Below are 26,463 nucleotides of genomic sequence, written 5' to 3' on the forward strand. Positions count from 1 at the left end.
GCCGGTCCGCGACAGGACGAGGGCCCGCCGGTCCGCCGCGGGGCGGGCGCCGGCCGGTCTCCGGTGAGGCGTGGGTCAGCGGGCCGGGGTGTCCAGGCCCAGCAGGCGGTCCTTCAGGGCCGGGAACTGCTCCCGGGTCTCCGCGACCTTCGCCGGGTCGAACTCCACGGTGAGGATCTCCTCGCCCGGACCCGCCTCGGCGAGGACCTCGCCCCACGGGTCGACCACGATCGAGTGACCGGCCTGGGGAACTCCCGCGTGCGTACCGGCCGTTCCGCAGGCGAGGACGTACGCCTGGTTCTCGACGGCGCGCGCCTGGGCGAGCAGCGTCCAGTGGGAGCGGCGCCGCTCGGGCCAGCCTGCCGGGAGGACGAAGGTCTGCGCCCCCGCGTCGACGAGTCCGCGGAAGAGTTCGGGGAACCGCAGGTCGTAGCAGGTGGCGACGCCGATGACGGTCTCCGGCAGCCGCACGGTCACCAGCTCCGTGCCCGCGCCCATCAGCACGGCCTCGCCCTTGTCGAAGCCGAAGCGGTGGATCTTGCGGTAGGCGGCGACGCGTTCGCCGGCGGGGGAGTAGACGAGGGAGGTGTTGTAGAGGGGGGCCTCGGTCTCCGGGCCGGTCCCGGGGGCGGCGCGCTCGGGGATCGAGCCGGCGTGCAGCCACACGCCCGCGTCACTGGCGGCCTTGCTCATCGCCTCGTGGGTCGGCCCGTCCAGCGGCTCGGCCCGCGTCCCGAACTCCTCGTAGGCGAAGGCGCCGGTGGTCCACAGTTCGGGGAGCACGACGAGATCGACTCCGGCTTGATCCCGCACCAGGTCGGCCACGCGGTGTCTACGGTCCGCGACCGTTTCGTCGTCGTTTACGTCGATCTGGAGGAGCGAGGCGCGCACACTACCACCGTCCTGGCATTCGAGCCGTCGATACGGGCCTACGATCGTCACACGAAAGCACTGCCGGGGTGCCTCACAGCAGCGTAACTTAGCGTCCCAAGACACCCGCTGCCTGTGAAATGCCCGCGTCCAACCGCCCGAGGGGTCCCGTTCCGTGAGTCTGCATCCGAGTCTTCAGTCCTACGCCGACGCCTGGGCCCACTCGATCGAAGCGATATCCGAGCTGGTGCAGCCGCTTGTGGAGGGCGAGTGGAACCGGCGGACTCCGTGCCCCGGCTGGTCGGTCCGTGACATCGTCTCGCATGTCATCGGGCTGGACTGCGAGATGCTCGGCGACCCGCGGCCGATCCACACGCTTCCCCGCGATCTCTACCACGTGACGAACGAACACCAGCGGTACATGGAGATGCAGGTCGACGTGCGCCGTCACCACACGGCGCCGGAGATGACCTCCGAGCTGGAGTACACGATCATCCGCCGCAACCGGCAGCTCCGGAACGAGTCGCGGCAGCCCGACGCGAAGGTGCGGGGCCCGCTCGGCACCGAGGTCACCCTGGAACACGCCATGCGCAACCGCGCGTTCGACGTGTGGGTGCACGAGCAGGACCTGCGGTACACGCTGGGCCGGCCGGGCAACCTCGACTCCCCCGGTTCACAGATCGCGCGGGACCAGCTCCTGGCCGCGCTGCCGAAGATCGTCGCCAAGAACGCGGGGGCACCGGCGAACTCCGCGGTCGTCTTCGACGTGCACGGTCCCGTCGAGTTCCTCCGCACCGTCCGCGTGGACGCCGAGGGGCGCGGCTCGATAGACGGTTCGCCCTCCCTCGGTCCCGCCGTCAGCCTCGCCCTCGACTGGGAGACCTTCGTCCGGCTGACCTGTGGCCGCGTCCACCCCGACACCGTGTCCGACCGCATCAAGGCCGAGGGTGACCCGGAACTGACGACGGCGATCCTGCGCAACCTCGCCGTGACGCCGTAATGCCGTAGTGCCGTAAGAGCGACGCGGACAACGGGGCGGGGGCGTTCCCCCGCCCTCCGTCCGTCCCGCTCCGCGGCACTGCGTGGCCCCCGGAGGTCACGCCGGTACGTGCACCGTCTCCACCCGGCTGGCCACGAGCCGCTCCCGCTCCCGGCGGGCCGCCTCCTTGCGCAGCCGGAAGATCTGGCTGAGGCCGAGCGCCTGGAGCACGAACACGGCGGAGAAGGCGATCCGGTAGTTGTCGCCGGTGGCGTCGAGCAGGACACCGATGGCCAGCAGCGTCGTCATCGAGGCGACGAAACCGCCCATGTTGGTGATCCCGGACGCGGTTCCCTGACGCTCCGGCGGGTTCGCGGGCCGGGCGAAGTCGAAGCCGAGCATCGAGGCCGGCCCGCAGAACCCGAGCACCACGCACAGCACGACCAGCAGCCACATCGGCGCGTGCTCGCCCGGGTACACCAGCACCCCCGCCCACACGACGGCCGTCGCCGCGACCGTGCCCAGGGCCAGCGGCAGCCGCGCGGTGTGGTGCCGGGCGACGACCTGCCCGTACACCAGCCCGGCGCCCATGTTGGCCAGGACGACGAGTGTCAGCAGCTCACCGGCCGTGGCCCGCGTGAGGCCCTGCGCCTGGACGAGGAACGGCATCCCCCACAGCAGCAGGAACACCATCGCCGGGAACTGGGTGGTGAAGTGGACCCACAGACCCAGCCGGGTGCCGGGCTCCCGCCAGGACGCGAGGATCTGCCGGCGGACGTAGGCGGCGCCCCGGTGCGGGAACGGCTCCGGGTTGTGGCCCTCGGGGTGGTCCCGCAGGAACAGCAGCAGGAGGACGAGGACGACCACACCGGCGGCGGCGCTGCCGGCGAACGCGGCCGTCCAGCCCACGCCGTGCAGCAGCCGGGCGATCACGAGCGTCGAGACGAGGTTGCCCGCCATGCCGGCCAGACCCGCGAGCTGTGCGACGAGCGGTCCGCGCCGGGCGGGGAACCACCGGGTGCCGAGCCGCAGCACGCTGATGAACGTCATCGCGTCGCCGCAGCCCAGCAGGGCGCGCGAGGCGAGCGCCATGCCGTACGACGAGGAGAACGCGAAGCCCAGTTGTCCGGCCGTGAACAGCAGGACGCCGATGGTCAGCACCTTCTTGGTGCCGAGCCGGTCGACGAGGAGCCCGACGGGTATCTGCATGCCCGCGTACACGAGGAGCTGGAGGATGGAGAAGGTGGACAGGGCGGAGGCGCCCACGTGGAAGCGGTCCGCCGCGTCGAGCCCGGCCACCCCCAGGGACGTACGGAAGATGACCGCGACGAAGTAGACCGAGACGCCGATGCCCCAGACGGCGAGCGCGCGCCGGCCGCCGGGCGGGTCGCCGGGCAGCGTGGCCGGGGAGCTCATCGGACCTCGCCCCGCGCCAGGTTGGAGAACCAGCTCACGTGTCCGTGGATGAGGCCGACGACCGCGTCGGCGTCGCCGGAGCGCAGTGCCTGGAGAATCTGTTCGTGCTCGACGAGGGTCTTGGTGATCCGGTCCGGGTGGGCGTGCATCACGGCGACTCCCATCCTGAGCTGCCGGTCGCGGAGTTGGTCGTAGAGCCGGGAGAGGATCTCGTTGCCGCCGCTGCGGACGATCTCCGCGTGGAAACAGCGGTCGGTGACGGCGGCGCCGGCCAGGTCCCCGGCGGCGGCCTGCTCCTTCTGCCGGTCGAGCAGTTCCTCCAGCCGGGCCAGGAGCTGCGGCGACGCCGGTACGGCCTTGCGCGCGGCGTGCTCCTCGACGAGCTGGCGGGTCTCGACCACGTCGGCGATCTCCTGGGCGGAGACCGGCAGGACGAGCGCACCCTTCTTCGGGTAGAGCCTGATCAGCCCTTCGGCTTCCAGGCGGAGCAGCGCCTCCCGGACGGGGGTCCGCGACACCCCCACCGCGTCGGCGAGTTCGCCCTCGGTGAGCAGGGCCCCGCCCTCGTAACGGCGGTCCAGGACACCGTCCTTGACGTGGGCGTAGACGCGGTCGGCCGCCGGCGGCTGCTTCACGGGGGGCCGCGTCGGCGCGGGAGGGGCTGAAGGCATGCGCACATCATAGATACAACACGTACGCATGCCCGCGGGCGTTTCAGCATGCGGACCCCAACAGCCCCTGCCTGTAACCCAGGTCACGTGAATTTCATGCGTTTGCCGCACATCCCTTTGCGCGCTCCGCGAGTCTGAACGTGGGACGGCATCCCTACGTGCCGTTCTCTCAGGGGCATTTCGCGCATTCGGAGCGTTCATTTTGATTACCGGCATTAAGGGCACGCGTTTCCGCAGGGCCGCCGCTGTGACCCTCACGACCGGCGCCGTGCTGGCCGCCGGAGCCTTCGGCGCCGCGCCGGCGGGCGCGGTCGCCACGCCCACGATCACCGCCAAGGGCGGCTACGTCATGAACAACGGGACCGCCGCGTCCCTGTACACCAAGGCCGCGGACACCAAGCTGTCCACCGGCTCCACGACGAAGATCATGACGGCCAAGGTGGTTCTGGCCCAGCCGAACCTGAACCTGGACGCCAAGGTCACGGTCCAGAAGGCCTACAGCGACTACATCGTCGCGAACACCGCCTCCTCGGCCCACCTGATCGTCGGTGACAAGGTCACCGTCCGTCAGCTCCTCTACGGTCTGATGCTGCCGTCCGGCTGCGACGCCGCCTACGCGCTCGCCGACAAGTTCGGCTCGGGCACGACGCGCGCGGCCCGCGTGAAGTCGTTCATCGGCAAGATGAACGCGGCCGCGACCAGCCTGCACCTGACGCACACGCACTTCGACTCGTTCGACGGCATCGGCAACGGCAACAACTACTCGACGCCGCGCGACCTGACGAAGATCGCCAGCAGCGCCATGAAGAGCTCGACGTTCAAGACGGTCGTCAAGACCGTCACCACCAAGCAGAAGGTGACGACCGCGAGTGGCGGCTACCGCTACTACACGTGGGAGAACACCAACAAGCCTCTGCTGACCGGCTACTCCGGCACGATCGGCGTCAAGACCGGCTCGGGCCCCGAGGCGAAGTACTGCCTCGTGTTCGCCGCCACGCGCAACGGCAAGACGGTCATCGGCACGGTGCTCGCCTCCACGTCGATCACCAACCGCACGAACGACGCCAAGAAGCTGATGAGCTACGCCTTCGCCCGCTAGGGCGCGGACGTACAGAACGCAAGAGGGGCCTGCCGCGCACCGCGCGGCAGGCCCCTTCCTTTTGGCGTCCGGGCTCGGACCCCGGCCGATCGGGCTACGCCCAGGTGATCAGCCGCTTGGGCTGCTCCAGGACGGCCGCGGTGTCGGCGAGGACCTTGGAGCCGAGCTCGCCGTCGACCAGGCGGTGGTCGAAGGACAGCGCCAGCGTGGTGACCTGACGGGGCTTGACCTTGCCCTTGTGGACCCAGGGCTGCGGCTTGATCGCGCCCACCGCGAGGATCGCGGACTCGCCGGGGTTGAGGATCGGCGTGCCCGTGTCGACGCCGAAGACGCCGACGTTGGTGATCGTCACCGTGCCGCCCTGCATCGCGGCCGGCGAGGTCTTGCCCTCGCGGGCCGTGGCCACCAGTTCGCCCAGCGACTCGGCGAGCTGCGGCAGGGTCTTGCTGTGGGCGTCCTTGATGTTCGGCACGATCAGACCCCGGGGGGTGGCCGCGGCGATGCCCAGATTCACGTAGTGCTTCCGGACGATCTCCTGGTTGGCCTCGTCCCAGGACGCGTTGACGTCCGGGTTGCGCTTGATCGCGACCAGCAGGGCCTTGGCCACCAGCAGCAGCGGATTGACCCGCAGCCCCTGCATGTCCTTGTCCTGCTTGAGCTCCTCGACCAGCCGCATCGTGCGCGTCACGTCGAGCGTCACGAACTCCGTGACGTGCGGCGCGGTGAACGCGGACCCGACCATGGCGGTGGCGATCGCCTTGCGGACGCCCTTGACGGGGATCCGGGTCTCACGCGCGCCGTCGAACGACGCGGCCGGGGCCGGGGCCTGCGGCTGGACCTGGACCGGGGCCTGCGGGACGGCTGCGGGAGCCGGGGCCGCGAGGGGAGCGGGCGCCTGCGCCGGGGCGGCCGCCGCGTGGACGTCCTCCCGCGTGATGATGCCGTCCGGGCCCGACGGGGTGACCGTCGCCAGGTCGACGCCGAGGTCCTTGGCGAGCTTGCGGACCGGGGGCTTGGCGAGCGGCCGCTGCTGGGCGGGCGCGGTGCCGTGGCCGTGGCCGTTGAGCTCGCCCTGGATCGCGGTGGCCGCGTAGAGCGTCTCGCCCTGCTGGGCGGGGGTCCCGGCGCCCTTGCGGGGGCGCCGCTTGGTGGAGGACTCCGCCACGCCGTACCCGACGAGCACCGGCTTGCGGCCCTCGGGCTGAGCCTCCTCGGCGGGGGCTTCCGCGGGGGCGGCGGGGGCCTGTTCGGCGGCCGGGGCCGCCGGCGCGGGCGCCGCGCCGGCGGACACGTCCACCGCGATGATCACCTGGCCGACGTCCACCGTCGTGCCCTCGGGGAAGCGGAGTTCGCTCACCACACCGTCGTACGGGATCGGCAGTTCGACCGCGGCCTTGGCGGTCTCGACCTCGCAGACGACCTGCCCGTCGGTGACCTTGTCACCGGGCTGGACGTACCACTTGAGGATCTCCGCCTCGGTGAGTCCCTCGCCCACATCGGGCATCTTGAACTCGCGGAGTCCCGACGCGTTCTCAGTCATCGTCGTCACGACTCTCTCCTAGTACGCCAGCGAGCGGTCGACGGCGTCGAGCACCCGGTCCAGGCCCGGAAGGTACTCCTCCTCCAGGCGGGCCGGCGGGTACGGGGCGTGGTAGCCGCCGACCCGCAGAACGGGCGCCTCCAGGTGGTAGAAGCACCGCTCCGTGATGCGGGCCGCGATCTCCGCGCCCGTCCCCAGGAACACCGGTGCCTCGTGCGCGACGACCAGGCGGCGGGTCTTCTCGACCGAGGCCTGGATCGAGTCGAAGTCGATCGGGGACATCGAGCGCAGGTCCAGGACCTCGATCGACTTGCCCTCCTCCTGGGCGGCCGCGGCGGCCTCCAGGCAGACCTTCACCATCGGGCCGTACGCGACCAGCGTGAGGTCGCTGCCCTCGCGCGCCACCCGCGCCTTGTGCAGCGGACCCGGGATGGCGTCCTTGTTGACCTCGGCCTTGTCCCAGTAGCGCCGCTTGGGCTCGAAGAAGATCACCGGGTCGTCGCTCTGGATGGCCTGCTGCATCATCCAGTAGGCGTCGCCGGCGTTCGAGGGAGAGACCACCTTCAGGCCCGCCACGTGCGCGAACAGCGCCTCCGGGGACTCCGAGTGGTGCTCGACCGCGCCGATGCCGCCGCCGTACGGGATGCGGATGACGACGGGGAGCTTGATCTTGCCGAGTGCCCGCGCGTGCATCTTCGCGAGCTGGGTGACGATCTGGTCGTACGCCGGGAAGACGAATCCGTCGAACTGGATCTCCACGACCGGGCGGTAGCCGCGCAGGGCCAGGCCGATCGCGGTGCCGACGATGCCCGACTCGGCGAGCGGGGTGTCGATGACCCGCTCCTCGCCGAAGTCCTTCTGGAGCCCGTCGGTGACCCGGAAGACACCGCCGAGCTTGCCGACGTCCTCGCCCATGATGAGGACCTTGGGGTCGGCTTCGAGAGCCGTGCGCAGCGATTCGTTGATCGCCTTGGCCAGCGCCATCTTTTCCGTCGTCATGGCTACTTGCCCTCCCCGGCGTCCGTGAACGACGCCTGGTAGGCGGCGAACTGGGCGCGCTCCTCGTCGACGAGCGCGTGCCCGTCCGCGTACACGTTCTCGAAGATGGCGAGGTGATCCGGGTCGGGCATGGCCCGCACGACATCGCGCACTCGCTTGCCCAACGTCTCGCTCTCGGCCTCGAGTTCCGCGAAGAACGCCTCGTCCGCGTGGTTCGCGGACTCCAGGTAGGCGCGCAGGCGCAGGATCGGGTCCTTGGCCTCCCACGCCTCGCGCTCCTCGTCGGCCCGGTACTTGGTCGGGTCGTCGGAGGTGGTGTGCGCGCCCATGCGGTAGGTGAAGGCCTCCACCAGGGTGGGACCCTCGCCGCTGCGGGCCCGCTCCAGCGCCCACTTGGTGACCGCGAGGCAGGCGAGGACGTCGTTGCCGTCGACGCGGACGCCCGGGAAGCCGAAGCCCTGAGCGCGCTGGTAGAGCGGCACACGCATCTGGCGCTCGGTCGGCTCGGAGATCGCCCACTGGTTGTTCTGGCAGAAGAACACGACCGGCGCGTTGTAGACGGCGCCGAAGTTGAAGGCCTCCATGACGTCGCCCTGGCTGGAGGCGCCGTCACCGAAGTACGCGATCACGGCCGAGTCGGCGCCGTCCTTGGCGATGCCCATGGCATAGCCGGTGGCGTGCAGCGTCTGCGAGCCGATGACGATCGTGTACAGGTGGAAGTTGTTGCCGTTCGGGTCCCAGCCGCCGTTGTTCACACCCCGGAACATGCCGAGCAGGTTGGTCGGGTCGACGCCGCGGCACCAGGCGACGCCGTGCTCGCGGTAGGTCGGGAAGACGTAGTCGTCGTCGCGGGTGGCGCGGCCGGAGCCGATCTGCGCGGCCTCCTGGCCGAGCATCGAGGCCCACAGGCCCAGCTCGCCCTGGCGCTGCAGGGAGGTGGCCTCCGCGTCGAAGCGGCGGCTCAGGACCATGTCCCGGTACAGGCCGCGCAGCTCCTCGGGGGTGATGTCGGCGACGTACGGGTCGTACGTGGCGTCCTTGACCCGCTTGCCTTCCGGGGTCAGCAGCTGAACGAGCTCCGGCTCGCCGCCGGTCGCCGCGGGCGACTTCTTGGCGGCCGCGCCGGCGCTCCTGCTCGCGGCGCTCTTGGTACCGGTCGTACTGGCGCTCGCGGCGCTCTTCGTACCGGCGCTGCGTCGCGGCTTGCGCGCGGCAGTGCTCTCCACGGTCACGTGTGCTCCTCCGTCGGTCCGGCCCCCGGGGTTGCCGGAAGGCTGGGGTCCCCCTCGCTCGCGGTTCGAGCTCGGGAGAGCGGCTCGCCTGTTCCGGCACCCGTGCACGGGGTGGGTGCCACTCGGCCGGGAACAGGCGTGACAGGTGCCCCGGCGAGCGCCCTGCAACTGCCACGTTACCCAGTGCTTCACATTTCTGTGAAACCCCTCCTGACCTGCGATTTTCATAGGAAATCCAAGTACCTGGAAACGTGGATTTCCTACTAGATCGAGCAGATCGGAACAGTCGCTGGTCACAGCACTGGTCACAGCCTTGCAGGGGGCCGGAACCCTGGCACGTTATCCCGGCCACCCCGGACTCGGGAAGAGCTCACCTGGGGCAATGCACAGGGCCGTGTGTGAGACTGACAGCGTGCGTGAAATCGGGAAAATCACGGTATTCCTCCTCGATGACCACGAAGTGGTCCGCCGCGGTGTCCACGAACTGATCTCGGTCGAGGACGACCTCGAAGTGGTGGGGGAAGCGGGTACGGCGGCCGACGCACTGGTGCGGATCCCGGCCACCCGCCCGGACGTGGCCGTCCTGGACGTACGCCTCCCGGACGGCAGCGGGGTGGAGGTCTGCCGCGAGGTCCGCTCCGCGAACGAGGACATCAAATGCCTGATGCTGACCTCGTACGCCGACGACGAGGCCCTCTTCGACGCGATCATGGCGGGCGCCTCGGGCTATGTCCTCAAGGCGATTCGTGGCCATGAGCTGCTCACGGCCGTACGGGACGTCGCCGCCGGAAAATCCCTGCTGGACCCGGTGGCCACCGCGCGCGTCCTGGAAAGGCTGCGGGACGGCGGCGGCAAGGACAACGGCCGGCTCTCCCGTCTCACCGACCAGGAACGCAGAATCCTCGATCTGATCGGCGAGGGGCTCACCAATCGCCAGATCGGGGAGCGACTGCACCTGGCCGAGAAAACGATCAAGAATTACGTGTCGAGCCTGCTGTCCAAACTGGGAATGCAGCGCAGGTCGCAGGCGGCCGCCTACGTGGCCCGCAAACAGGCGGAACAGCGACATCCTTGAGTGAGCAGGGGTTTGTGGCCCCTTTGGGGGCCGGTGACCCCTTTACGGAGACCGGACGGAAAGAAGCGGGCGGAAGGAAGCGGACGGAAAGAATCCGCTCTCCCGGGTCCCGGACGGACCCGGGAGTACCGGAGCGGGTCAGCCCCCGTCGCCCGCGGCGGGCGACTCGGTGCCGCCGCCGGCCGGCTCGCTGGACTCCGGCTCGTCCGTCGGCGTCGTCGGGGTGCTCGGTTCCGCCGTGGTCGGCGCGGTCTTCGTCGGCTCGCCCGTCGGCTCGTCCGTCGGCTCCGGCGTGGTGGCGTTCCGGGTCGGCTCGTACGACGGGGGGTAGTCCGTGGTGTCGCCGGTGTTGGTCGAGTCGTCCGACGTGCCGTCGTCCGAGGACTGGCCCGTCGAGTCGTCGGTGGGCTGATCGCTGGAGTCGTCCTGCTTGCTGGAGTGCGAGACGGTCGGCGTCGGCGTGGTGCCGGTGCCCGAACCCGAGCCGTTGCCCATGTTGTGGAACGCGAGCGCGACACCGCCGGCGATGGCGATCACCGCGAAGAGCGCGAGGAGCCACAGCTTGCCGCGGCCGCTGCCCCGGTTGCCGTGCCCCTCGAAGCCGCCGTCGTCACCGGCCCCGTAGGCCGGGATGAGCGGTGCCGGGATCTGCGTGGTGCCGTAGTCGCCGGGGTGCGGCAGCGAGGCCGTGCCGGCGAAACCGGCTCCCTGGCCGTGCGGCCCCTCGTGCATGGTGACCGGGCCGGTGTTCCAGGTGCCGGTGTGGCTGCCCTGGTCGTACAGCATCTGGAGCGCGTACTGGACGAGTCCGCGCATCTCCTCGGCGGTCTGGAAGCGGTCGTCCGGATCCTTGGCGAGGGCGCGCATGACGAGCCCGTCGAGCTCCGGCGGCACCTCGCCCGAGACCTCCGAGGGAGGCAGCGGGATGTCCTGGACGTGCTGGTAGACCACCGACAGCGGGGTCTCGCCGGTGAACGGGGGCCGCAGCGCGAGGAGTTCGTAGAGCAGACAGCCGGTCGCGTACAGGTCGGAGCGGTGGTCGACGGCCTTGCCGAGCGCCTGCTCCGGGGAGAGGTACTGCGGGGTGCCCATGACCATGCCGGTCTGGGTCATCGTCGACTGCGCGCCGTGCAGGGCACGCGCGATGCCGAAGTCCATCACCTTGACCGCGCCGGTCTCCGTGATGATCACGTTCGCCGGCTTGATGTCGCGGTGCACGATCCCGTGCTGGTGCGAATAGGCCAGCGCCTCGAGGACACCGGAGACGATGATCAGCGCCTGCTCGGGCCCGGGGGCCTCGGCGTTGATCAGCAGATCGCGGATCGTGTGACCCTCGACGATCTCCATGACGATGTACGGGACGACGCCGTGCCCGACCACGTCCTCGCCGGAGTCGTACACAGCCACGACCGCGTGATGGTTGAGCCCCGCGACCGACTGTGCCTCGCGTGTGAAACGCGCCTTGGACACGGGGTCCTCGGCCAGATCGGAACGGAGCAGCTTCACCGCCACGGTCCGTCCCAGGCGCACGTCCTCCGCGGCGAACACCTCGGCCATGCCGCCCCGGCCGAGCCGGTGTGTCAGCCGATACCGGCCGTCGCCGACCAGCCCGCCGTTACCCCACATCTCCGGCGCATCTGACATACCGCCGCCAGTCGCCTCGGGGTCGGACGGGCCCTGAGCGCGCTGCTGCTGTGCCATCAGTCCTCGCCGTCGTTTCTGCCCGCGGTCTGCGCGGTGGTTGTTACGGTCTCCGTCGGGCCACGCTACAGGCTTCGCGTGGGGCGCCGGTCCGAGATGAGCGTGAGATGGACCGGCCGTCCCGTTCCGTCGAAGTCCGTCGAAGTCGGTCGGTGCACATTCCGTGTACCGGGCGTACGTCACCTGTAACGCTTCCGCGACGCTTCTTTCTCAGACGGTCACGGAACGGGCACCGAGCTTGACGTGTCCGTGCCCTCGGGCAGACTTGGCCCGGAATAAGCCAATCGATCACCGATGCCGCGGGGGACGCAGAAGATGAGCCAGGACGGCGCACAGGGCCGGTACGCGGGGCGCGCGGTCGCCGGCGGCCGCTACCAGTTGCGCGATCTGCTCGGCGAGGGCGGTATGGCCTCGGTGCATCTCGCCTACGACTCGGTGCTCGACCGGCAGGTCGCGATCAAGACCCTGCACACCGAACTCGGCCGGGAACAGGCCTTCCGCGAGCGCTTCCGCCGCGAGGCCCAGTCGGTGGCCAAGCTCACCCACACGAACATCGTCTCGGTGTTCGACACCGGCGAGGACGACCTCGACGGCATGACGACGCCGTACATCGTCATGGAGTACATCGAGGGCAAGCCGCTCGGCTCGGTCCTCGACGCGGACATCCAGCAGTACGGCGCGATGCCCGCAGACAAGGCCCTGAAGATCACCGCGGACGTCCTGGCGGCCCTGGAGATCAGCCACGAGATGGGCCTGGTCCACCGGGACATCAAGCCCGGCAACGTGATGATGACCAAGCGCAACATCGTCAAGGTCATGGACTTCGGCATCGCCCGCGCCATGCAGTCCGGCGTCACCTCCATGACGCAGACCGGCATGGTCGTCGGCACCCCGCAGTACCTCTCCCCTGAGCAGGCCCTCGGCCGGGGCGTCGACGCCCGGTCCGACCTGTACTCGGTCGGCATCATGCTGTTCCAGCTCGTCACCGGGCGGCTGCCGTTCGAGGCGGACTCCCCGCTGGCGATCGCGTACGCGCACGTCCAGGAGGAGCCGGTCGCGCCCTCCTCGGTCAACCGCTCACTGCCCCCGGCGGTGGACGCGCTGATCGCCCGCGCGCTGAAGAAGAACCCGAACGAGCGCTTCCCGAGCGCCGAGATCATGCGCGACGAGTGCCTCCGGGTCGCCCAGTCGTTCCAGGCCGCCGCACCGAACATCGTGCCGGGCGCCCAGACGCCGAGCGGTTCGGGCGTCGGATCCGCCGTCTTCCCGCCGGTCGACCAGGGCACCCCGGCCCCCGGGCCCGTGCAGACGCCGTACCAGCCGAACCCGTACGGCACGCCGACGCCCGCACCGGCGTACGGCTACCCGCAGCAGGGCGGCTACCCGACTCCGCCGCAGACCTCCGCGTACTCCGGGCAGCACGGTGTCTCCACGCCTCCCCCGTACAACCTCTCGCCCCAGCCCGCGGGCGGCCAGGGACGCGGCGGGAGCAACAAGTCGGTGGTGGTCGGCTCGGTCCTGGTCGCGCTCATCGCGATCGGCGGTCTGATCACGGCGCTCACGCTGAACGGCGGGAGCGGCGACGACGACAAGGGCGGCGGCGACAGCACCGCCAGTTCGTCGGCCACCGCGGTCGAGGGCCACAAGGGTCCGGACACGTCGAAGACGATCGACACCGAGAAGTGCACGGACCCGACGGAGTCGTACAACGACCCGAAGAAGATCGAGGTCCCCGACTTCCACTTCAAGAACCTCACCTCGGTGAAGTCCTGCTTCCAGGCCGCCGGTTGGCAGATGAAGATCACGCGGGTGGACGAGAACACGTACGGCGAGGACACGATCATGGACCAGTTCCCCTCCGCCGGTGACGACGTCGACCCCAAGAAGATGCCCGAGATCGAGCTCAAGGTGTCCTCGGGCGACCCCTCCTAGGGTCCCGAGGGGAAGCGGCATCGGGAACGGGCCCGGCACTTGAGTGCCGGGCCCGTTTCTTGTAGGTGGTGACCGCGCGACGCCGGGGTGACGGGGCGGTGGCTCGATGACCCGCGTGGTTACAGGTACGGCCCGCCCGAACGGCCACCCGTACGGGGGTCCTCGTCGCCCTCCAGGCCGCCGACACCCGGCGGAAGCGCACGGCGCATCTGCTCCAGCTGCGCCCTGGCCGCCATCTGCTGGGCGAACAGGGTCGTCTGGATCCCGTGGAAGAGCCCTTCCAGCCAGCCCACCAACTGAGCCTGCGCGATCCGCAGTTCGGCGTCGCTGGGGGTCCCCTCGTCCGTGAAGGGCAAGGAGAGGCGCTCCAGTTCTTCCACGAGCTCCGGAGCGAGACCGTCCTCCAGCTCCTTGACGGAACTCGCGTGGATCTCCTTGAGGCGGACCCTGCTGGCCTCGTCCAGGGGAGCGGCGCGCACTTCCTCCAGCAGCTGCTTGATCATGCTGCCGATGCGCATCACCTTGGCAGGCTGTTCCACCATCTCCGTCACCGGGATCTCGCGGGACTCCTCGTCCCCGGTGCCGCCGAGCGCCATCCCGTCCTGTCCGACGACCAGGATCTGAGGGTTCTCCGGCGACCGTTCGTTCCTCGGCATCTCCATGCCGCCATTCTCTCGCACCCATGTACTCCATCACGGTGGTGCCCCCCGTACACGGTGATCCACCACCTACGTCGGCCCAGTTGGCGAAATGAAGGGGTGCCACGGCCTCTGAAGTGCGCGAATGACGTCACTTTCTGTCGAGATGCCGGGATCACGACGTCATGTGAGGCTGGTTGCGTCGATCACGGCACCCGTCTTGGCGAACCGTTCCGGGAGGGGGTCACCGACGTGACTCCAAGGCTGCGCACCCTGCCCACGGCCGGACTCCTCGCGGCGGCCCTGCTGACCGGCGCCGCCCCCGTCACCCATGCCGCTCCGGCGGTCTCCGGGAGCTTCTCGTCCACGGCCGCGACCAGGTCCGGAACCCTCGCGACTACCGGGGGCCACACGTCCGTGGTCCCGGCCGGCTCCGGGGGCCACGGGCCCGTCGTCCAGGTCCGCTCCGGGAGCCTCGCGCCCGCCACCGGGGCCGGCTCCCGGGGCGGCGCGGCCGCTGTCTCGCGGGGGCCGTCGACTCCCGCCGGCACGTCACCGGCTCAGCCCACCCTCGGCAGCGACTCGCCCGCTCCTTCCGCGGGTGTCACCACCACGCCCGCCCCGTCCACACCGGCCACCCCGGGGACCGGATCACCGCGTCCGTCACCCGGACGGACCACCCCGCCCGTTCCTTCCACGCCGTCCGCGCCGTCCGCTCAGGGGCCCACCGCCTCGGACGCGGCCGGTCCCACGGCCTCCGACCCGGCCCGCCCCACCCCGACGGCGGACCCCTCCCGCTCCCGCGCGGGCAGCTACGCGGGCGAGGGACGCGAGCGGCCCGGCCGTCCGGAGCAGGACACTCCGGACGGCCGGGACAGCCAGGACTCCGACAGCCCGGACCTCCAGGACACGGCCCCCGCCGCGGACACCACGATCACGGAGCCGACCGAGGCCACCGACCCCTCGGGCGACAACGCGGCCCCCGTCCAGCAGAGCGTCGTGGGCACGCCCGAGGGAAACCTGGCGATCCTGCCGCTGGGCAGCGGCCTGATCCTCATCGGCCTGGGACTGGCCATGGCCTTCCTGGGCCTGCGGGTACGCAACGGCTGAGCCGCCCCCGGAGGGCGACCGTCGCGGCCGAGCAGGCCCTCCAGGGCCGGGCGGACGGGAATTGTCAGACAGGCCCTAGGGGGCGACGAGCAGCACCTTTCCGATGTGGCTGCTCTCCTCCAGGACCCGGTGCGCGCCCGCCGCGTCGCTCATGGGCAGCTCACGGTCGACGACCGGCCGGACACGGCCGGAGTCGATCAGCGGCCACACGTGCTCACGCACGGCCGCCACGATGGCGGCCTTCTCGCCGAGCGGCCTGGCACGCAGCGAGGTCGCGCTGATCGCGGCACGCTTGCTCAGGAGAGCGGCGATGTTCAGCTCCGCCGTGATGCCGCCCTGCATGCCGATGATGGCGAGCCGGCCGTTGACGGCGAGCGCGCGCACGTTCCGGTCGAGGTACTTGGCTCCCATGTTGTCGAGGATGACGTCGGCACCCGCCCCTCCGGTGGCCCGCCCGATCTCCTCGACGAAGTCCTGCTCGCGGTAGTTGATCAGGATGTCCGCGCCCAGCTCCGCGCAGAAGTCCAGCTTCTCCTTGGTGCCCGCCGTGACCGCGACCTTGGCGCCCACGGCCTTCGCGAGCTGGATCGCCATGGTGCCGATGCCGCTGGAGCCGCCGTGCACGAGCAGGGTCTCGCCGGGGCGCAGGTGGGAGACCATGAAGACGTTCGACCAGACCGTGCACGTCACCTCGGGCAGCGCCGCCGCCTGCCGGACGTCCAGCCTCGCGGGCACGGGCAGCAACTGTCCGGCCGGGACAACGACCTTCTGGGCGTATCCGCCGCCCGAGAGCAGCGCGCACACCTCGTCGCCGACCGACCAGCCGATGACGCCCGGTCCGACCGCGGCGACGCGCCCCGAGCATTCGAGTCCGGGGTAGGGGGAGGCACCGGGCGGCGGGTTGTACAGGCCCTGCCGTTGCAGCAGATCGGCGCGGTTGACGGCGCTGGCCACCACCTCGATCAGCACGTCGCCCTCGCCCGGCACCGGATCGGGAACCTCGTCCCACACCAGCGCCTCGGGCCCACCAGGTTCAGGAATCGTGATCGCGTACATGAGAGGGACGCTACTCCTGAGAGGTGTCGCCTACTCCTGCGGCAGGGGCCGAATGTCCGGCGCCGCCCGCGTACCGCGCGAGACCCGCGTGATCGTGATCAGCCGGTCGGTCAACTCCAGCGCGCCGGCGTCCGGATCGTCGTATCCGAGCACGCGATGACCTCGTACGACGCTGACCACCAGGTCTGCGGTGCCGCGGGCGCTCATGCCGACCTCGGCCTTCGTGACGGGCCGCTCCACGATGTCGAGCCCGCTGCCCCGATGGATCAGGTCCTCCATCACCATGCCCGCGGCGGGGCTGAGCACGGAGAGCCCGAGCAGCCGGCCGGCCGCGCTGGCGCTGGTGATGACCGCGTCGGCACCGGACTGCCGCAGCAGCGGCGCGTTCTCCTCCTCGCGGACGGCGGCGACGATCTTCGCCCCGCGGTTGAGCTGCCGCGCCGTCAGCGTGACCAGGACGGCGGTGTCGTCCCGCTGGGTGGCGATGATGACCTGCCGTGCCTTGTGGAGCTCGGCGCGCATCAGCACATCGCTGCGCGTGGCGTCCCCGACTACTCCCGCGTACCCCTCGGCCGTCGCCGCGTCGACCACCCCGGAACTCGGGTCGACGACCACGACCTGCTCCTTCTTGAGCCCGCTCGCGCAGACGGCCTCGATGGCCGACCGCCCCTTGGTCCCGAACCCGACAACGACGGTGTGCTCCCTCAAAGCCGCCCTCCAGCGCTTTCTCGAAAGGACCTTCACTGCTTGGACAATGACCTGTCAGACGGTGAGCACCATGCGGAAGCGGGCGTCTCCGTCGGCCATCCGCTCGTACGCCTCGGCCGCTTCGCTCATGGGCCGGGTCTCGATCATCGCCCGGATCCCTTGGTCCGTGGCGAATCGGAGGTTGTTCTCGTTCTGGACGGCGCTTCCGGTGAGGGATCCCATGATCCGCACGTCGCCGAAGACGGGCTGCATCGGGGTGACCTTGACCGGTTCGTCGGACGCCCCCACGACCACGAGTCGTCCACCGCTGGCAAGACCGTTGAGCAGGGGGAGATGTCGCCGGCGGCAGCTGTCGCGATGACGACCTGCGCACCGCCGAGCTTGCCGAGTTCCTCACCGGGGTCCGTCACGGTGGAGTCGATGTAGTGCTGCGCGCCGAGCTCGCGGGCCGGCTTCTCCTTGGCGGTGCCGCGTGCGACGGCGACGACCCGCAGGCCCATCCTGGCCGCGTACTGGATACCCAGGTGTCCGAGGCCGCCGATGCCCTGGATGGCCACCAGGTCGTCGGCCTTGGTGTTCGCCTTGAGAAGCGCGTTGAACGTCGTGAAGCCCGCGCACAGCAGCGGCGCCGCCTCGGCCGGGGTCAGCTCGTCCGGGATCGCGACGAGGCCGGTCGCCCGCGCGTAGACGACTTCGGCGTACCCGCCGTCGACACCCACGCCGGTCTGCGGCTGGTCGGTGCACGCGACGAAGTTCCCCATCCGGCAGGACTGGCACACCCCGCAGTGACCACCGAGGAACCCGACTCCGACGCGTTGCCCGGTCGACCAGCCCTCCACCTCGGGCCCCAGCGCGTCGATCACCCCGACGATTTCGTGCCCTGGAATCGGAGACCTCTGTGCGGGGTCGTGCGGTTGCACGGTGAAGCTGTCGGAGTGGCAGACCCCGCACGCCTCGACCCGGACGCGCACGTGTCCCGCGGCGGGCTCGGCCAGTTCCCGTTCCGCCGACCACAGCGAGCCGTCCGGGGCGACCTCGATGACGTTGTAGTTCGACATGGCAGACGCTCCTGTCCTGGCGGGGGAGATCGCTGTTCGCCTGCACGCGGCACGCCGAACTCCCGGGCCGTCCATCGACATCGCCGGCTCCACCGGACGCCCCGGCTGTTCCGCGCGGAGATGCGCGGCAGCGCGTGCCCGTCCGTGCGAGCCCCGGCAGGTGCGTGGCGCGACGGGCGCCGGGGCGGAGATCGAGACGCTGATGGATGGATCCTCCGGTGCGGGCATCGACGACCGACGCGCGACCGCGGGCTTCGACCGCGTCACCGGGACGAGCCTCCATGATGAGGTTGCTCTGCGCTCGTGAGAGGTTCCTTCACCCCAACCCCTTCAGGATGCGCCTCCCCGGGACGCCGTGCAGACCCGGAGGGCCCTGTCACCGCGACTCGACGCTCCCCCGGCAGGGGAAAGGCGTACTCACCGTGACCCATCGCGCGCGATCGGTGCGTGCGCCGGGTCGGATCTGTGGGCACGCGCTCATGGCGGGCGAAAGGGGGCGCGCCGGGTCCGCGGTTCACCGCTGGTGCAGGATCGCCCGAGATCATGGTCGCCATGCTGGCCGACCAGAGCGCCGTCGCAGAGGACAGGCAATGAACGACGAGAAGAAATCACCGTCCAGGACCGGGAAGTTCTCGATCCTCCGGTCTCTCTGGTACCGGTCACGGGCGGAAGCCCTGGACGACGCCGAGGCCGGACGATCCATCACGATGCCCGTCGCCCGCAGCGTGCCGCCCCTTCAACAGGTCCTACGGCGCTTGGCCATGGCCCTGTTGATCCTTCTCGTCACGACGCTCGTGGTCTGGTTCGACCGTGACGGCTACAACGACAACGCGAACGGCAGCGTGGACTTCCTCGATGCCGCCTACTACGCGACGGTCACTCTCTCCACCACGGGATACGGCGACATCACCCCGGTGAGCGACACCGCACGGCTCGTCAACATCTTCATCATCACGCCCTTGCGCGTGCTGTTCCTGATCATCCTGGTCGGCACCACTCTCGAAGTGCTCACCGAGCGCACCCGCCAGCAGGTGCGCGTCCACCGCTGGCGTTCCCGTCTGCGGGACCACGTAGTCGTCGTCGGCTACGGGACCAAGGGGCGGCACGCCATCGAAGCGCTTCTGGGACAGGGCATCCGCAAGGACAAGATCGTGGTCGTCGATCCCGAACGGTCGGCCACGGAGGCCGCCAGCAGTGACGGGCTCGTGTCGGTACTCGGTGATGCCACCCGATCGGACACCCTTCGAAAGGCGGAGCTGCACAGCGCTGTACAGGTGATCGTCGCTCCACAGCGCGACGACACCGCGGCGTTGGTCACCCTGACCGCGCGTCAGCTCAACAAGCACGCAACCATCGTCGCCGCGGTACGCGAGGACGAGAACCTTCCGCTGTTGAAGCAGAGCGGCGCCGACACGGTCGTCCTCAGCTCCAGTTCCGCGGGACGCCTCCTCGGTGCGTCCGTGGCCAATCCCCACGTCGCGGACACCCTTGAGAATCTGATGACGTACGGGCGCGGACTCGACCTAGTGGAGCGTCCCGTAGCAGCGGATGAGCTCGGTCGATCGCCTCGGGACTGCACGGATCTGGTCGTGGCCGTCGTACGCCGGAAGAAGGTCTACGACTACACCGAACCGGAGGCCGCAAGCCTCCAGGCCGGAGACCGCGTGATCTCGATCAGGCAGGCGGTACCTACCCGCTGATCAGGCAATGCGCACGCCTGCCGTGGGGTTCGTCCGCCCGGCGGGCGATCGTGTCGTCGCCCGGAAGTTTCACGTGAAACACTCCCCGCTCGCGTTCATGCCACGCACACCCTCGACCGGCTCAGGCGAAGCACGCGTCGATCCCCGCGACGGCCCAGGGCAGGTCGATGAGGTCCAGCTCCTGTCCGGCACGGGCACCGCCCGGCGGTACGACCGCGAGCGCGTCGGCGGCCGCGATACCGCGCAGCATCGCCGGGCCGTTGTAGTGCAGCGGTGCGGCCCGCTCACCGCGCAGCGAGACGGGGATGAGCCGGGTGTCGTACGGGTGCCCCTGCACGGCTTCCCCGAGCGGCAGCGTGTACGGCTCCGGCGCCGTGCGTCCGGCCAGCGTGCGCAGCAGCGGCTCGGCCAGGGTGAGCAGCCCGGAGACGGCGGCCAGGGGGTTGCCGGGCAGGCCGACGAGGTGCTGGTTCTCGTGGGTGCGGGCCAGCAGCATCGGGTGTCCCGGCCGCACCTTGACGCTGTCCACCAGCAGTTCGGCGCCGATCCGGCGCAGGGTGGGGTGGACATGGTCGACGGGTCCGCCGGCCGTGCCGCCGGTGGTGACGATCAGATCGGCCCGGGAGCCGGTGATCGCCTTGTGCAGCGCCTTGGCGTCGTCGCCGATCCGGCGCACCGCGACGACCTCGGCGCCCAGCGCCCGCAGCCACGGCGGCAGCATCGGGCCGAGCGCGTCCCGGATGAGCCCTTCCCGGGGCAGTCCCTCGGTGAGCAACTCGTCGCCGAGCACGAGAACTTCGGCGCGCGGCCGGGGGAGGACGGTGAGCGTGTCGTAGCCGGCGGCCGCCGCGAGGCCCAGCACGGCGGGGGTGACCAGGGATCCGGGCGGCAGCAGTTGGTCGCCGCTGCGGCATTCCTGGCCGCGCGGGCGGATGTCCTGTCCGTGCACGAGCGCCAGGACACCCCGGGAACGCGCGGGTGACGGCTCCTGCGCGGCGCTCGCGTGGAGTCGGCCCTTGGCGTCGAGGCGGCCGTGTTCGCTGCGCAGGACGGCCGTGGCGTCCCTCGGCACCCGTGCCCCGGTGGCGATCCGGACCGCCTCTCCGTCGCCGAGCCGCTCCGGTTCCGCGTGCCCGGCGAGGACGCCGTCCTCCCGTACCTCCCAGGGGCCGGGTCCGGCGACCGCCCAGCCGTCCATGGCGGAGGTGTCGAAGGAGGGCAGGTCGGTGAGCGCGGTCAGGGGTGCGGCGAGGACGAGGCCCAGGGAGGCCTCCAGGGGGACCGAAACGGGGGTGTGGCGGGCCAGGGAGCGGGCGGCTCGCTCGGCGACGGCCCGGGCCTCCGGCCACGGGGTGGACCGATGCCGGGTGGGCTTGCCCTCGTCGCTGTTCTGCGCGCCGGGCGACGGGGCCGCCGCCGGGTCGCTTCCCTGGGGGCCCGGGACTGCGCGCTCCGCCCGGCCGGCCCCGCCGGACGGGCGGGCGCCCGTGCCCTTGACCAGGGCGAGCGCCTCCTCGACGTCGAAGTCGTCCGCGTCCTGGCCGACCTGGCTGTCCTGACTGTCCCGGGTGGAGCGGGCGGCGGTCATCCGGCGTCCGGCTCGGTGGCGGTCGTGGCGGTCGTGGAGCCGGGCGACGCGGCGTCCGGCGCGGCTTCGGGCGCGTCCTCGTCGGCCCAGCGGAGCGCGAGGGCGGCGGCCTTGCGGGAGGCGTCGGCGACCGCTTCCGGGCCTCCGCCGGCCCGCGCGGCCGCGTATCCGACGAGGAACGTGGTCAGTGGCGCGGCCGGCCTGGCGACGCCGTGCGCGGCGTCACGGGCCAGGTCGAGCAGCACACCGGTGTCGACGTCCAGGTCGATGCCCAGTTCGTCCTTGACTGCGGAAATCCATTCATCCAGCACGTGCCCATGCTCCCTGATGCGTGCCCGAGCGGCGGCGATGTCGTCCCAGGTGTCGCAGTCGAAGGACGCGACGGGATCGGCGATGCGAGTGAGGTCGAGTGCGGCGACGAGCCGCCGCAGCGGCAGCCCGGAGAGGCTCCCGTGCTCGGCGGCGAGCACGCCCAGCTCGCGGCGCAGCGCGTCGGCGCGGTAGGCGGCCACAAGGGGCTGATCCCGCCCCTCGGGATCGACGAGAAGAACACCGTCGAAGCGGTTGCCGGCGTCGTCGACGCTGGTGCCCTGCCCGGCGTGACGGGTGCCGGGCTTCTCGGCACGGGTGCCAGGGCCCTGGTCAGGGGTGCCGGGTCCGTCGAAGTGGGCGGCACGCCCGAGGTCGGGGCGATCGGGCGCCCCCGGACGGGTTCCTGCCGCCTCCGGGCGGATTCCGGGCCGCTCCGGAAGGGATCCGGGCGCCTCCGGACGGGTTTCGGACTCCTCCGCGCGGGCGTCCGCCGCCTCGTCACGGGTGTCCGGTCCCTCCGCGTGGGTGCCGGGTCCGGCACAGGTCGGATCCGGTGCTTCGAGAAGGGGCGGGGGCTCGGACGGGCCGGCGGTGCGGAGGGTGTCCAGCAGGCGCCGGACCGTCTTCTCCTCCAGGAACGGCAGGTCCGCCGAGAGCACGAGGACGTACGGCGCCGCGGTGTGCCGCAGCCCGGCGTCCAGCGCGGCGAGCGGTCCCCCGCCGGGCGGGTCCTCGCGGGCCCACTCCACGGGGCGTGCCGTGGGCCTGGGCCCGGCCACGACCACCGTGCGGGTGGCATCGGCGCAGGCGGCCAGCACCCGGTCCAGCAGCGTCCGGCCGCCCACCCGCACGCCGGGCTTGTCCTCGCCGCCGAGCCGCCGGGCGGCACCGCCCGCGAGCACGACGGCGTCGTACCCGGCATCGGCGCCGCGGGTGCCCCGCCGGTCGCGGCCGCCCGGCCGCCCGGTCGCGCCCTCGGGCTCGTACGCGGTCATGCCCCGAGTATGGGCGCCCGGGAAGGCGGTGCCACCCCCGGGGCACGGCACGGATCCGGGGGTGACCGGACCTCGCGTCCTACAGAGTCCGCAGCAGCACCGCCGGCTGTTCGACGCAGTCCGCCACATACCGCAGGAAGCCGCCCGCCGTACCGCCGTCGCAGACGCGGTGGTCGAAGGAGAGCGAGAGCTGGACGACCTGACGCACCGCCAACTCGCCTTCGTGCACCCACGGCCTGGGGATGATGCGGCCGACGCCGAGCATGGCCGCCTCGGGGTGGTTGATGATCGGCGTCGAACCGTCGACGCCGAACACGCCGTAGTTGTTGAGCGTGAACGTGCCGCCCGTGAGGTCCGCCGGCGTCAGCGTCCCGGTCCGGGCCGCCTCGGTCAGCCGGCCGAACTCCGCGCTCAGACCCTCCGCGTCCCGTGCGTGCGCGTCCCGCACGACGGGGACGACGAGCCCGCGCTCGGTCTGGGCCGCGAAGCCCAGGTGCACCTGGTCGAGCCGGACGATCTCGCGGGCGTCCATGTCGACCGTCGAGTTCAGCTCCGGGAAACGGGCCAGTGCCGCGGTGCAGATCCGGGCCAGCAGTGCCAGCAGGGAGATCTTCGGGCCGCCGGCCGCGTTCATCGCCCTGCGTGCCTGCATGAGCTCCGTCGCGTCGGCGTCCACCCAGCAGGTCGCGTCCGGGATCTCGCGCCGGCTGCGCGAGAGCTTGTCGGCGACGGCGCCACGCACACCCTTGAGGGGGACACGGACGCCCGCCGGGGTCGTGCCGCGGGAGACGCCGGACGCGCCGGGCACCACCGACGCGATGTCCGCGTACGAGGTCACCTGATCGGCCGGAGCGTCGAACGCGGGCGCCGCGGCGGGCACGCCGGATCCGGCGGGAGCGGTCGACCGCAGCCGGCCGGTCGCCGCCGCGCGCAGCGCGTACTCGACGTCGGCGCGCAGGATGAGTCCCTCGGGGCCGGAGCCCTCCAGCTCCCGCAGGTCCACGCCGTTCTCCCGGGCGAGCCGGCGCACGAGCGGCGAGATGACCGGCACGGGGCCGTCGCCCCGCGACGGCGCGACGCCGTTGCGGGCAGCCCGCGGTGTGCCTGCCGCGGCCGGCGGCACGGCACCGACGGGTTCGGGGCGGCCCGGCCCGGGCCGGGCCGGCGACGCGCCCGCCGGGGACGGCGCCCCGGCCGGTGCGGCGGCTCCGCCGGAGGGGCGCACCCTCCGGCGCCGCGCCGGGGGCGCTCCGGTGCCGTACCCCACGAGCACGTTCCCGGAGCCCTCGTCGCTCCGCTCGTCCGGACCGGACCCGCTGTCCTCGGCCGCGGCCGGCGCGCCCACGGCGACGGTCAGCAGCGGTGCCCCGACGGGCATTTCGGTGCCCTCCTCGCCGAAGCGGGCGGTGACCACGCCGCCGTAGGGGCAGGGGACCTCGACCATCGCCTTGGCCGTCTCGACCTCGACGACGAGCTGGTCGACGGCGACGACGTCACCGACCTCCACCAGCCAGCGGACGATCTCCGCCTCGGTGAGTCCCTCCCCGAGGTCGGGGAGCTTGAACTCCAGCACCTGTGCCATCAGCTCTGCGCCTCCCATTGCAGCCGTCCCACGGCGTCCAGGATCCGGTCGACGCCGGGCAGGTGGTGCCGTTCCAGCATCGGCGGCGGATACGGGATGTCGAACCCGGCGACGCGCAGCACCGGCGCCTCCAGGTGGTGGAAGCAGCGCTCCGTGACGCGGGCCGCGATCTCTCCGCCCGGTCCTCCGAACCCGCCCGACTCGTGCACGACGACCGCGCGTCCGGTCCGCCGCACCGACGCCGCGACCGTCTCGTCGTCGAACGGCACCAGCGAGCGCAGGTCGACGACTTCGAGGTCCCAGCCCTCGGCCCGCGCCGCCTCGGCGGCTTCGAGGCAGACGGGCACGGACGGCCCGTACGTGATCAGCGTGGCGCTCCGGCCGGGGCGCCGCACCACGGCGCGGCCTATCGGCTCAACGGCCGGCGGCTCGTCCGGGTTCCAGGAATCCTTCGACCAGTACAGCCTCTTCGGTTCCAGGAAGACGACCGGGTCGTCCGAGGCGATGGCCTCGCGCAGCAGTCCGTAGGCGTCGGAGACGGTCGCGGGCATGACGACGTGGAGGCCCGGGGTCGCCATGTAGTACGCCTCGGAGGAGTCACTGTGGTGCTCGACGCCGCCGATGCCGCCGCCGTAGGGGACGCGGATCGTGATGGGCAGGGGCATGGCGCCGCGCGTGCGGTTGCGCATCTTCGCCACGTGCGAGATGAGCTGCTCGAACGCCGGGTAGGCGAACGCGTCGAACTGCATCTCCACGACCGGCCGCAGGCCGTACATGGCCATGCCGACCGCCGCGCCGAGGATGCCCGCCTCGGCGAGGGGGGTGTCCGTGCAGCGGTCGTCGCCGAACTCCTTGGCGAGTCCGTCGGTGACGCGGAAGACCCCGCCGAGGGTGCCGACGTCCTCGCCCAGGACGTGGACGGAGGGGTCGGCGGCCATGGCGTCGCGCAGGGCGCGTCCGAGCGCCTGCGCCATGGTGGCCGGTTTGAGGGCAACCGTGGTCATCGCCCGGCTCCTTCCGGGCCGTGCGGGCCCGCTCCGAGCGTGCCGTCCGCCTCGGCGTCCAGCTCCGCTCTCAACTGACTCTCCTGCTCGAGCAGTTGAGGAGTGGGCTGGGCATACACATGGGCGAACAGATCCATGGGGTCGAGCACCGGGTCCTGGTTCATGCGTTCGCGCAGGTCCGCGGCCATCGCCTCGGCGCCGTCGCGCACCGCTTGGAGGGCGGCCTCGTCGAGCAGGCCGCGCTCGGTCAGCTCGCGCTCCACCAGCGCGACGGGGTCGTGGGCTCGCCAGGTCTCGACCTCGGCGTCGACCCGGTAGCGGGTGGCGTCGTCGGCGTTGGTGTGGGCGTCGATGCGGTACGTCACGGCCTCGACGAGGGTGGGACCGCCGCCCGCGCGCGCGTGGGCGATGGCCTCGCTCAGGACCTGGTGCACGGCCACCGCGTCGTTGCCGTCGACCAGGCGGCCCGGCATCCCGTAGCCGACGGCCTTGTGGGCCAGCGACGGGGCGGCGGTCTGCTTGGCGAGCGGGACGGAGATGGCGAAGCCGTTGTTCTGTACGAGGAAGACGACGGGTGCCTGCCACACGGCGGCGAAGTTCAGCGCCTCGTGGAAGTCGCCCTCGCTGGTGCCGCCGTCGCCGACCAGGGCGAGCGCGACCACGTCGTCGCCCTTGAGGCGGGCGGCGTGCGCGAGGCCCACGGCGTGCGGGAGCTGGGTCGCGAGCGGGGTGCACAGGGGGGCGATGCGGTGCTCGTGCGGGTCGTAGCCGGTGTGCCAGTCGCCACGCAGGAGGGTGAGGGCCTGGACGGGGTCGAGGCCGCGGGCGACGGCGGCGAGGGTGTCGCGGTAGCTCGGGAAGAGCCAGTCGCGCTCCTCCAGGACGAGCGCGGCGGCGACCTCGCAGGCCTCCTGTCCGGTGCTGGACGGGTACACGGCGAGACGGCCCTGCTTGGTGAGCGCGGTGGCCTGGACGTTGTACCGGCGGCCGCGGACCAGTTCCGTGTGCAGACGGCGCAGCAGGGCCGGATCGACCTTGGCGGCCGCGTCGGTGCCGAGGACGCGGTGGGGCAGCGCGTCGGGCAGCAACGGCGCGGGGTCGGTGCGGGGCTGCCAGGCGGGCGGCGGCGTGGGCCGGTAGGCCCCTCGCTGCTCCATGACCGTCATGACGGCACCTCCTCGTGGGAGCGGCTTCGGAC

22 protein-coding genes and 1 pseudogene are annotated in these 26,463 nt (G+C 71.5%); 7 read left to right on the plus strand and 16 right to left on the minus strand.

Annotated features, from left to right (window positions below; translation table 11 throughout):
* Window positions 1–75: 75 nt before the first annotated feature.
* Window positions 76–891 (minus strand): carbon-nitrogen family hydrolase, encoded by an 816-nt coding sequence (locus ACIQ7M_RS36270; protein ID WP_403652223.1) that lies wholly within the window; start codon window positions 889–891, stop codon window positions 76–78.
* 154 nt (window positions 892–1,045) lie between these two features.
* Between ACIQ7M_RS36270 and ACIQ7M_RS36275 the strand changes: the two genes are divergently transcribed.
* Window positions 1,046–1,870, plus strand: a complete 825-nt coding sequence (locus tag ACIQ7M_RS36275; RefSeq protein ID WP_355765103.1) for a maleylpyruvate isomerase family mycothiol-dependent enzyme — start codon at window positions 1,046–1,048, stop codon at window positions 1,868–1,870.
* A gap of 96 nt (window positions 1,871–1,966) precedes the next feature.
* Here ACIQ7M_RS36275 and ACIQ7M_RS36280 read toward each other — a convergent pair whose 3' ends face one another.
* Both ACIQ7M_RS36280 and ACIQ7M_RS36285 read right to left on the minus strand, forming a co-directional pair.
* A complete protein-coding gene (locus ACIQ7M_RS36280) occupies window positions 1,967–3,265 on the minus strand; it encodes a nitrate/nitrite transporter (protein WP_403652227.1) in 1,299 nt (432 codons plus the stop codon).
* Window positions 3,262–3,936 (minus strand): GntR family transcriptional regulator, encoded by a 675-nt coding sequence (locus tag ACIQ7M_RS36285; RefSeq protein WP_355765108.1) that lies wholly within the window; start codon window positions 3,934–3,936, stop codon window positions 3,262–3,264. Before ACIQ7M_RS36285 ends, ACIQ7M_RS36280 begins: the two co-directional genes overlap by 4 nt.
* Window positions 3,937–4,138: 202 nt before the next feature.
* Here ACIQ7M_RS36285 and ACIQ7M_RS36290 point away from each other — a divergent pair, with 202 nt between their 5' ends.
* Window positions 4,139–5,035 (plus strand): D-alanyl-D-alanine carboxypeptidase family protein, encoded by an 897-nt coding sequence (locus ACIQ7M_RS36290; protein WP_403652230.1) that lies wholly within the window; start codon window positions 4,139–4,141, stop codon window positions 5,033–5,035.
* A 94-nt stretch (window positions 5,036–5,129) separates the two neighbouring features.
* Here ACIQ7M_RS36290 and ACIQ7M_RS36295 read toward each other — a convergent pair whose 3' ends face one another.
* From ACIQ7M_RS36295 to pdhA (ACIQ7M_RS36305), 3 genes are read right to left on the minus strand one after another with little or no spacing between them, the layout of a single operon-like run.
* The gene (locus ACIQ7M_RS36295) at window positions 5,130–6,584 is read right to left on the minus strand and encodes a dihydrolipoamide acetyltransferase family protein (protein WP_403652233.1); all 1,455 of its coding nucleotides are present in this window, start codon (window positions 6,582–6,584) and stop codon (window positions 5,130–5,132) included.
* A 9-nt stretch (window positions 6,585–6,593) separates the two neighbouring features.
* Window positions 6,594–7,574 carry an alpha-ketoacid dehydrogenase subunit beta gene (locus ACIQ7M_RS36300; protein WP_355765116.1) on the minus strand — a complete coding sequence of 327 codons (981 nt, stop codon included), beginning with the start codon at window positions 7,572–7,574 and terminating at the stop codon, window positions 6,594–6,596.
* A gap of 2 nt (window positions 7,575–7,576) precedes the next feature.
* Window positions 7,577–8,806 carry a pyruvate dehydrogenase (acetyl-transferring) E1 component subunit alpha gene (gene pdhA, locus ACIQ7M_RS36305; protein WP_355765119.1) on the minus strand — a complete coding sequence of 410 codons (1,230 nt, stop codon included), beginning with the start codon at window positions 8,804–8,806 and terminating at the stop codon, window positions 7,577–7,579.
* A 412-nt stretch (window positions 8,807–9,218) separates the two neighbouring features.
* On the opposite strand from pdhA (ACIQ7M_RS36305), the gene ACIQ7M_RS36310 reads away from it, so the two are divergent.
* A complete protein-coding gene (locus tag ACIQ7M_RS36310; protein WP_355765121.1) occupies window positions 9,219–9,881 on the plus strand; it encodes a response regulator transcription factor in 663 nt (220 codons plus the stop codon).
* 138 nt (window positions 9,882–10,019) lie between these two features.
* On the opposite strand, the gene ACIQ7M_RS36315 is transcribed toward ACIQ7M_RS36310, so the two are convergent.
* Entirely contained in the window at window positions 10,020–11,582 is a 1,563-nt protein-coding gene (locus tag ACIQ7M_RS36315) for a protein kinase (protein WP_403652238.1), read from the minus strand.
* A 315-nt stretch (window positions 11,583–11,897) separates the two neighbouring features.
* Between ACIQ7M_RS36315 and ACIQ7M_RS36320 the strand changes: the two genes are divergently transcribed.
* Window positions 11,898–13,514, plus strand: coding sequence for a protein kinase domain-containing protein (locus tag ACIQ7M_RS36320; RefSeq protein WP_355765127.1), 1,617 nt, complete (start codon window positions 11,898–11,900; stop codon window positions 13,512–13,514).
* Window positions 13,515–13,633: 119 nt separating this feature from the next.
* On the opposite strand, the gene ACIQ7M_RS36325 is transcribed toward ACIQ7M_RS36320, so the two are convergent.
* Window positions 13,634–14,176, minus strand: coding sequence for a bacterial proteasome activator family protein (locus tag ACIQ7M_RS36325; protein ID WP_355765130.1), 543 nt, complete (start codon window positions 14,174–14,176; stop codon window positions 13,634–13,636).
* Window positions 14,177–14,404: 228 nt separating this feature from the next.
* Here ACIQ7M_RS36325 and ACIQ7M_RS36330 point away from each other — a divergent pair, with 228 nt between their 5' ends.
* On the plus strand, window positions 14,405–15,262 hold the full coding sequence (locus ACIQ7M_RS36330) for a hypothetical protein (RefSeq protein ID WP_403652243.1): 858 nt from the start codon (window positions 14,405–14,407) through the stop codon (window positions 15,260–15,262).
* Between the two features lie 75 nt (window positions 15,263–15,337).
* On the opposite strand, the gene ACIQ7M_RS36335 is transcribed toward ACIQ7M_RS36330, so the two are convergent.
* From ACIQ7M_RS36335 to ACIQ7M_RS36345, 3 genes and pseudogenes are all read right to left on the minus strand, one after another.
* Window positions 15,338–16,318, minus strand: a complete 981-nt coding sequence (locus ACIQ7M_RS36335; RefSeq protein WP_403652246.1) for an NAD(P)H-quinone oxidoreductase — start codon at window positions 16,316–16,318, stop codon at window positions 15,338–15,340.
* 30 nt (window positions 16,319–16,348) lie between these two features.
* A pseudogene (locus ACIQ7M_RS36340) lies at window positions 16,349–17,041 on the minus strand (potassium channel family protein); the annotation flags it as partial.
* 128 nt (window positions 17,042–17,169) lie between these two features.
* Entirely contained in the window at window positions 17,170–18,084 is a 915-nt protein-coding gene (locus ACIQ7M_RS36345; RefSeq protein ID WP_403652249.1) for an alcohol dehydrogenase catalytic domain-containing protein, read from the minus strand.
* Between ACIQ7M_RS36345 and ACIQ7M_RS36350 the strand changes: the two genes are divergently transcribed.
* Complete coding sequence (locus ACIQ7M_RS36350) at window positions 18,083–18,391, plus strand: hypothetical protein (protein WP_403652252.1); 309 nt, start codon at window positions 18,083–18,085, stop codon at window positions 18,389–18,391. The two genes, ACIQ7M_RS36345 and ACIQ7M_RS36350, sit on opposite strands and share 2 nt — an antisense overlap.
* 283 nt (window positions 18,392–18,674) lie before the next feature.
* The gene (locus ACIQ7M_RS36355; protein WP_403652255.1) at window positions 18,675–19,784 is read left to right on the plus strand and encodes a potassium channel family protein; all 1,110 of its coding nucleotides are present in this window, start codon (window positions 18,675–18,677) and stop codon (window positions 19,782–19,784) included.
* 121 nt (window positions 19,785–19,905) lie between these two features.
* Here ACIQ7M_RS36355 and ACIQ7M_RS36360 read toward each other — a convergent pair whose 3' ends face one another.
* The 5 genes from ACIQ7M_RS36360 to pdhA (ACIQ7M_RS36380) all read right to left on the minus strand — a co-directional run bounded on the left by ACIQ7M_RS36360 (window position 19,906) and on the right by pdhA (ACIQ7M_RS36380) (window position 26,431).
* Window positions 19,906–21,372, minus strand: coding sequence for a molybdopterin molybdotransferase MoeA (locus ACIQ7M_RS36360; protein WP_403652258.1), 1,467 nt, complete (start codon window positions 21,370–21,372; stop codon window positions 19,906–19,908).
* Window positions 21,369–22,586, minus strand: coding sequence for a DUF6457 domain-containing protein (locus tag ACIQ7M_RS36365; RefSeq protein ID WP_403652350.1), 1,218 nt, complete (start codon window positions 22,584–22,586; stop codon window positions 21,369–21,371). Before ACIQ7M_RS36365 ends, ACIQ7M_RS36360 begins: the two co-directional genes overlap by 4 nt.
* A 172-nt stretch (window positions 22,587–22,758) precedes the next feature.
* The gene (locus tag ACIQ7M_RS36370; RefSeq protein WP_403652261.1) at window positions 22,759–24,261 is read right to left on the minus strand and encodes a dihydrolipoamide acetyltransferase family protein; all 1,503 of its coding nucleotides are present in this window, start codon (window positions 24,259–24,261) and stop codon (window positions 22,759–22,761) included.
* Window positions 24,261–25,265: an alpha-ketoacid dehydrogenase subunit beta gene (locus ACIQ7M_RS36375; RefSeq protein WP_361688455.1), complete on the minus strand. Its 1,005-nt coding sequence runs from the start codon at window positions 25,263–25,265 to the stop codon at window positions 24,261–24,263. Before ACIQ7M_RS36375 ends, ACIQ7M_RS36370 begins: the two co-directional genes overlap by 1 nt.
* On the minus strand, window positions 25,262–26,431 hold the full coding sequence (gene pdhA, locus ACIQ7M_RS36380; protein ID WP_355761952.1) for a pyruvate dehydrogenase (acetyl-transferring) E1 component subunit alpha: 1,170 nt from the start codon (window positions 26,429–26,431) through the stop codon (window positions 25,262–25,264). Before pdhA (ACIQ7M_RS36380) ends, ACIQ7M_RS36375 begins: the two co-directional genes overlap by 4 nt.
* Window positions 26,432–26,463 lie beyond the last annotated feature (32 nt).

The sequence above is a fragment of the Streptomyces sp. NPDC096324 genome (genome assembly GCF_044763015.1).
Lineage (GTDB): Bacteria > Actinomycetota > Actinomycetes > Streptomycetales > Streptomycetaceae > Streptomyces.

What these genes read in the sequence shown, in the direction of transcription:
- ACIQ7M_RS36280 (WP_403652227.1), bottom strand. Translation starts at nt 3,265, where the DNA reads ATGAGCTCCCCGGCCACGCTGCCCGGCGACCCGCCCGGCGGCCGGCGC.
- ACIQ7M_RS36285 (WP_355765108.1), bottom strand. Translation starts at nt 3,936, where the DNA reads ATGCCTTCAGCCCCTCCCGCGCCGACGCGGCCCCCCGTGAAGCAGCCG.
- ACIQ7M_RS36300 (WP_355765116.1), bottom strand. Translation starts at nt 7,574, where the DNA reads ATGACGACGGAAAAGATGGCGCTGGCCAAGGCGATCAACGAATCGCTG.
- ACIQ7M_RS36315 (WP_403652238.1), bottom strand. Translation starts at nt 11,582, where the DNA reads ATGGCACAGCAGCAGCGCGCTCAGGGCCCGTCCGACCCCGAGGCGACT.
- ACIQ7M_RS36320 (WP_355765127.1), top strand. Translation starts at nt 11,898, where the DNA reads ATGAGCCAGGACGGCGCACAGGGCCGGTACGCGGGGCGCGCGGTCGCC.
- ACIQ7M_RS36325 (WP_355765130.1), bottom strand. Translation starts at nt 14,176, where the DNA reads ATGGAGATGCCGAGGAACGAACGGTCGCCGGAGAACCCTCAGATCCTG.
- ACIQ7M_RS36335 (WP_403652246.1), bottom strand. Translation starts at nt 16,318, where the DNA reads ATGTACGCGATCACGATTCCTGAACCTGGTGGGCCCGAGGCGCTGGTG.
- ACIQ7M_RS36350 (WP_403652252.1), top strand. Translation starts at nt 18,083, where the DNA reads ATGGCAGACGCTCCTGTCCTGGCGGGGGAGATCGCTGTTCGCCTGCAC.
- ACIQ7M_RS36345 (WP_403652249.1), bottom strand. Translation starts at nt 18,084, where the DNA reads ATGTCGAACTACAACGTCATCGAGGTCGCCCCGGACGGCTCGCTGTGG.
- ACIQ7M_RS36355 (WP_403652255.1), top strand. Translation starts at nt 18,675, where the DNA reads ATGAACGACGAGAAGAAATCACCGTCCAGGACCGGGAAGTTCTCGATC.
- ACIQ7M_RS36360 (WP_403652258.1), bottom strand. Translation starts at nt 21,372, where the DNA reads ATGACCGCCGCCCGCTCCACCCGGGACAGTCAGGACAGCCAGGTCGGC.
- ACIQ7M_RS36370 (WP_403652261.1), bottom strand. Translation starts at nt 24,261, where the DNA reads ATGGCACAGGTGCTGGAGTTCAAGCTCCCCGACCTCGGGGAGGGACTC.
- ACIQ7M_RS36375 (WP_361688455.1), bottom strand. Translation starts at nt 25,265, where the DNA reads ATGACCACGGTTGCCCTCAAACCGGCCACCATGGCGCAGGCGCTCGGA.
- pdhA (WP_355761952.1), bottom strand. Translation starts at nt 26,431, where the DNA reads ATGACGGTCATGGAGCAGCGAGGGGCCTACCGGCCCACGCCGCCGCCC.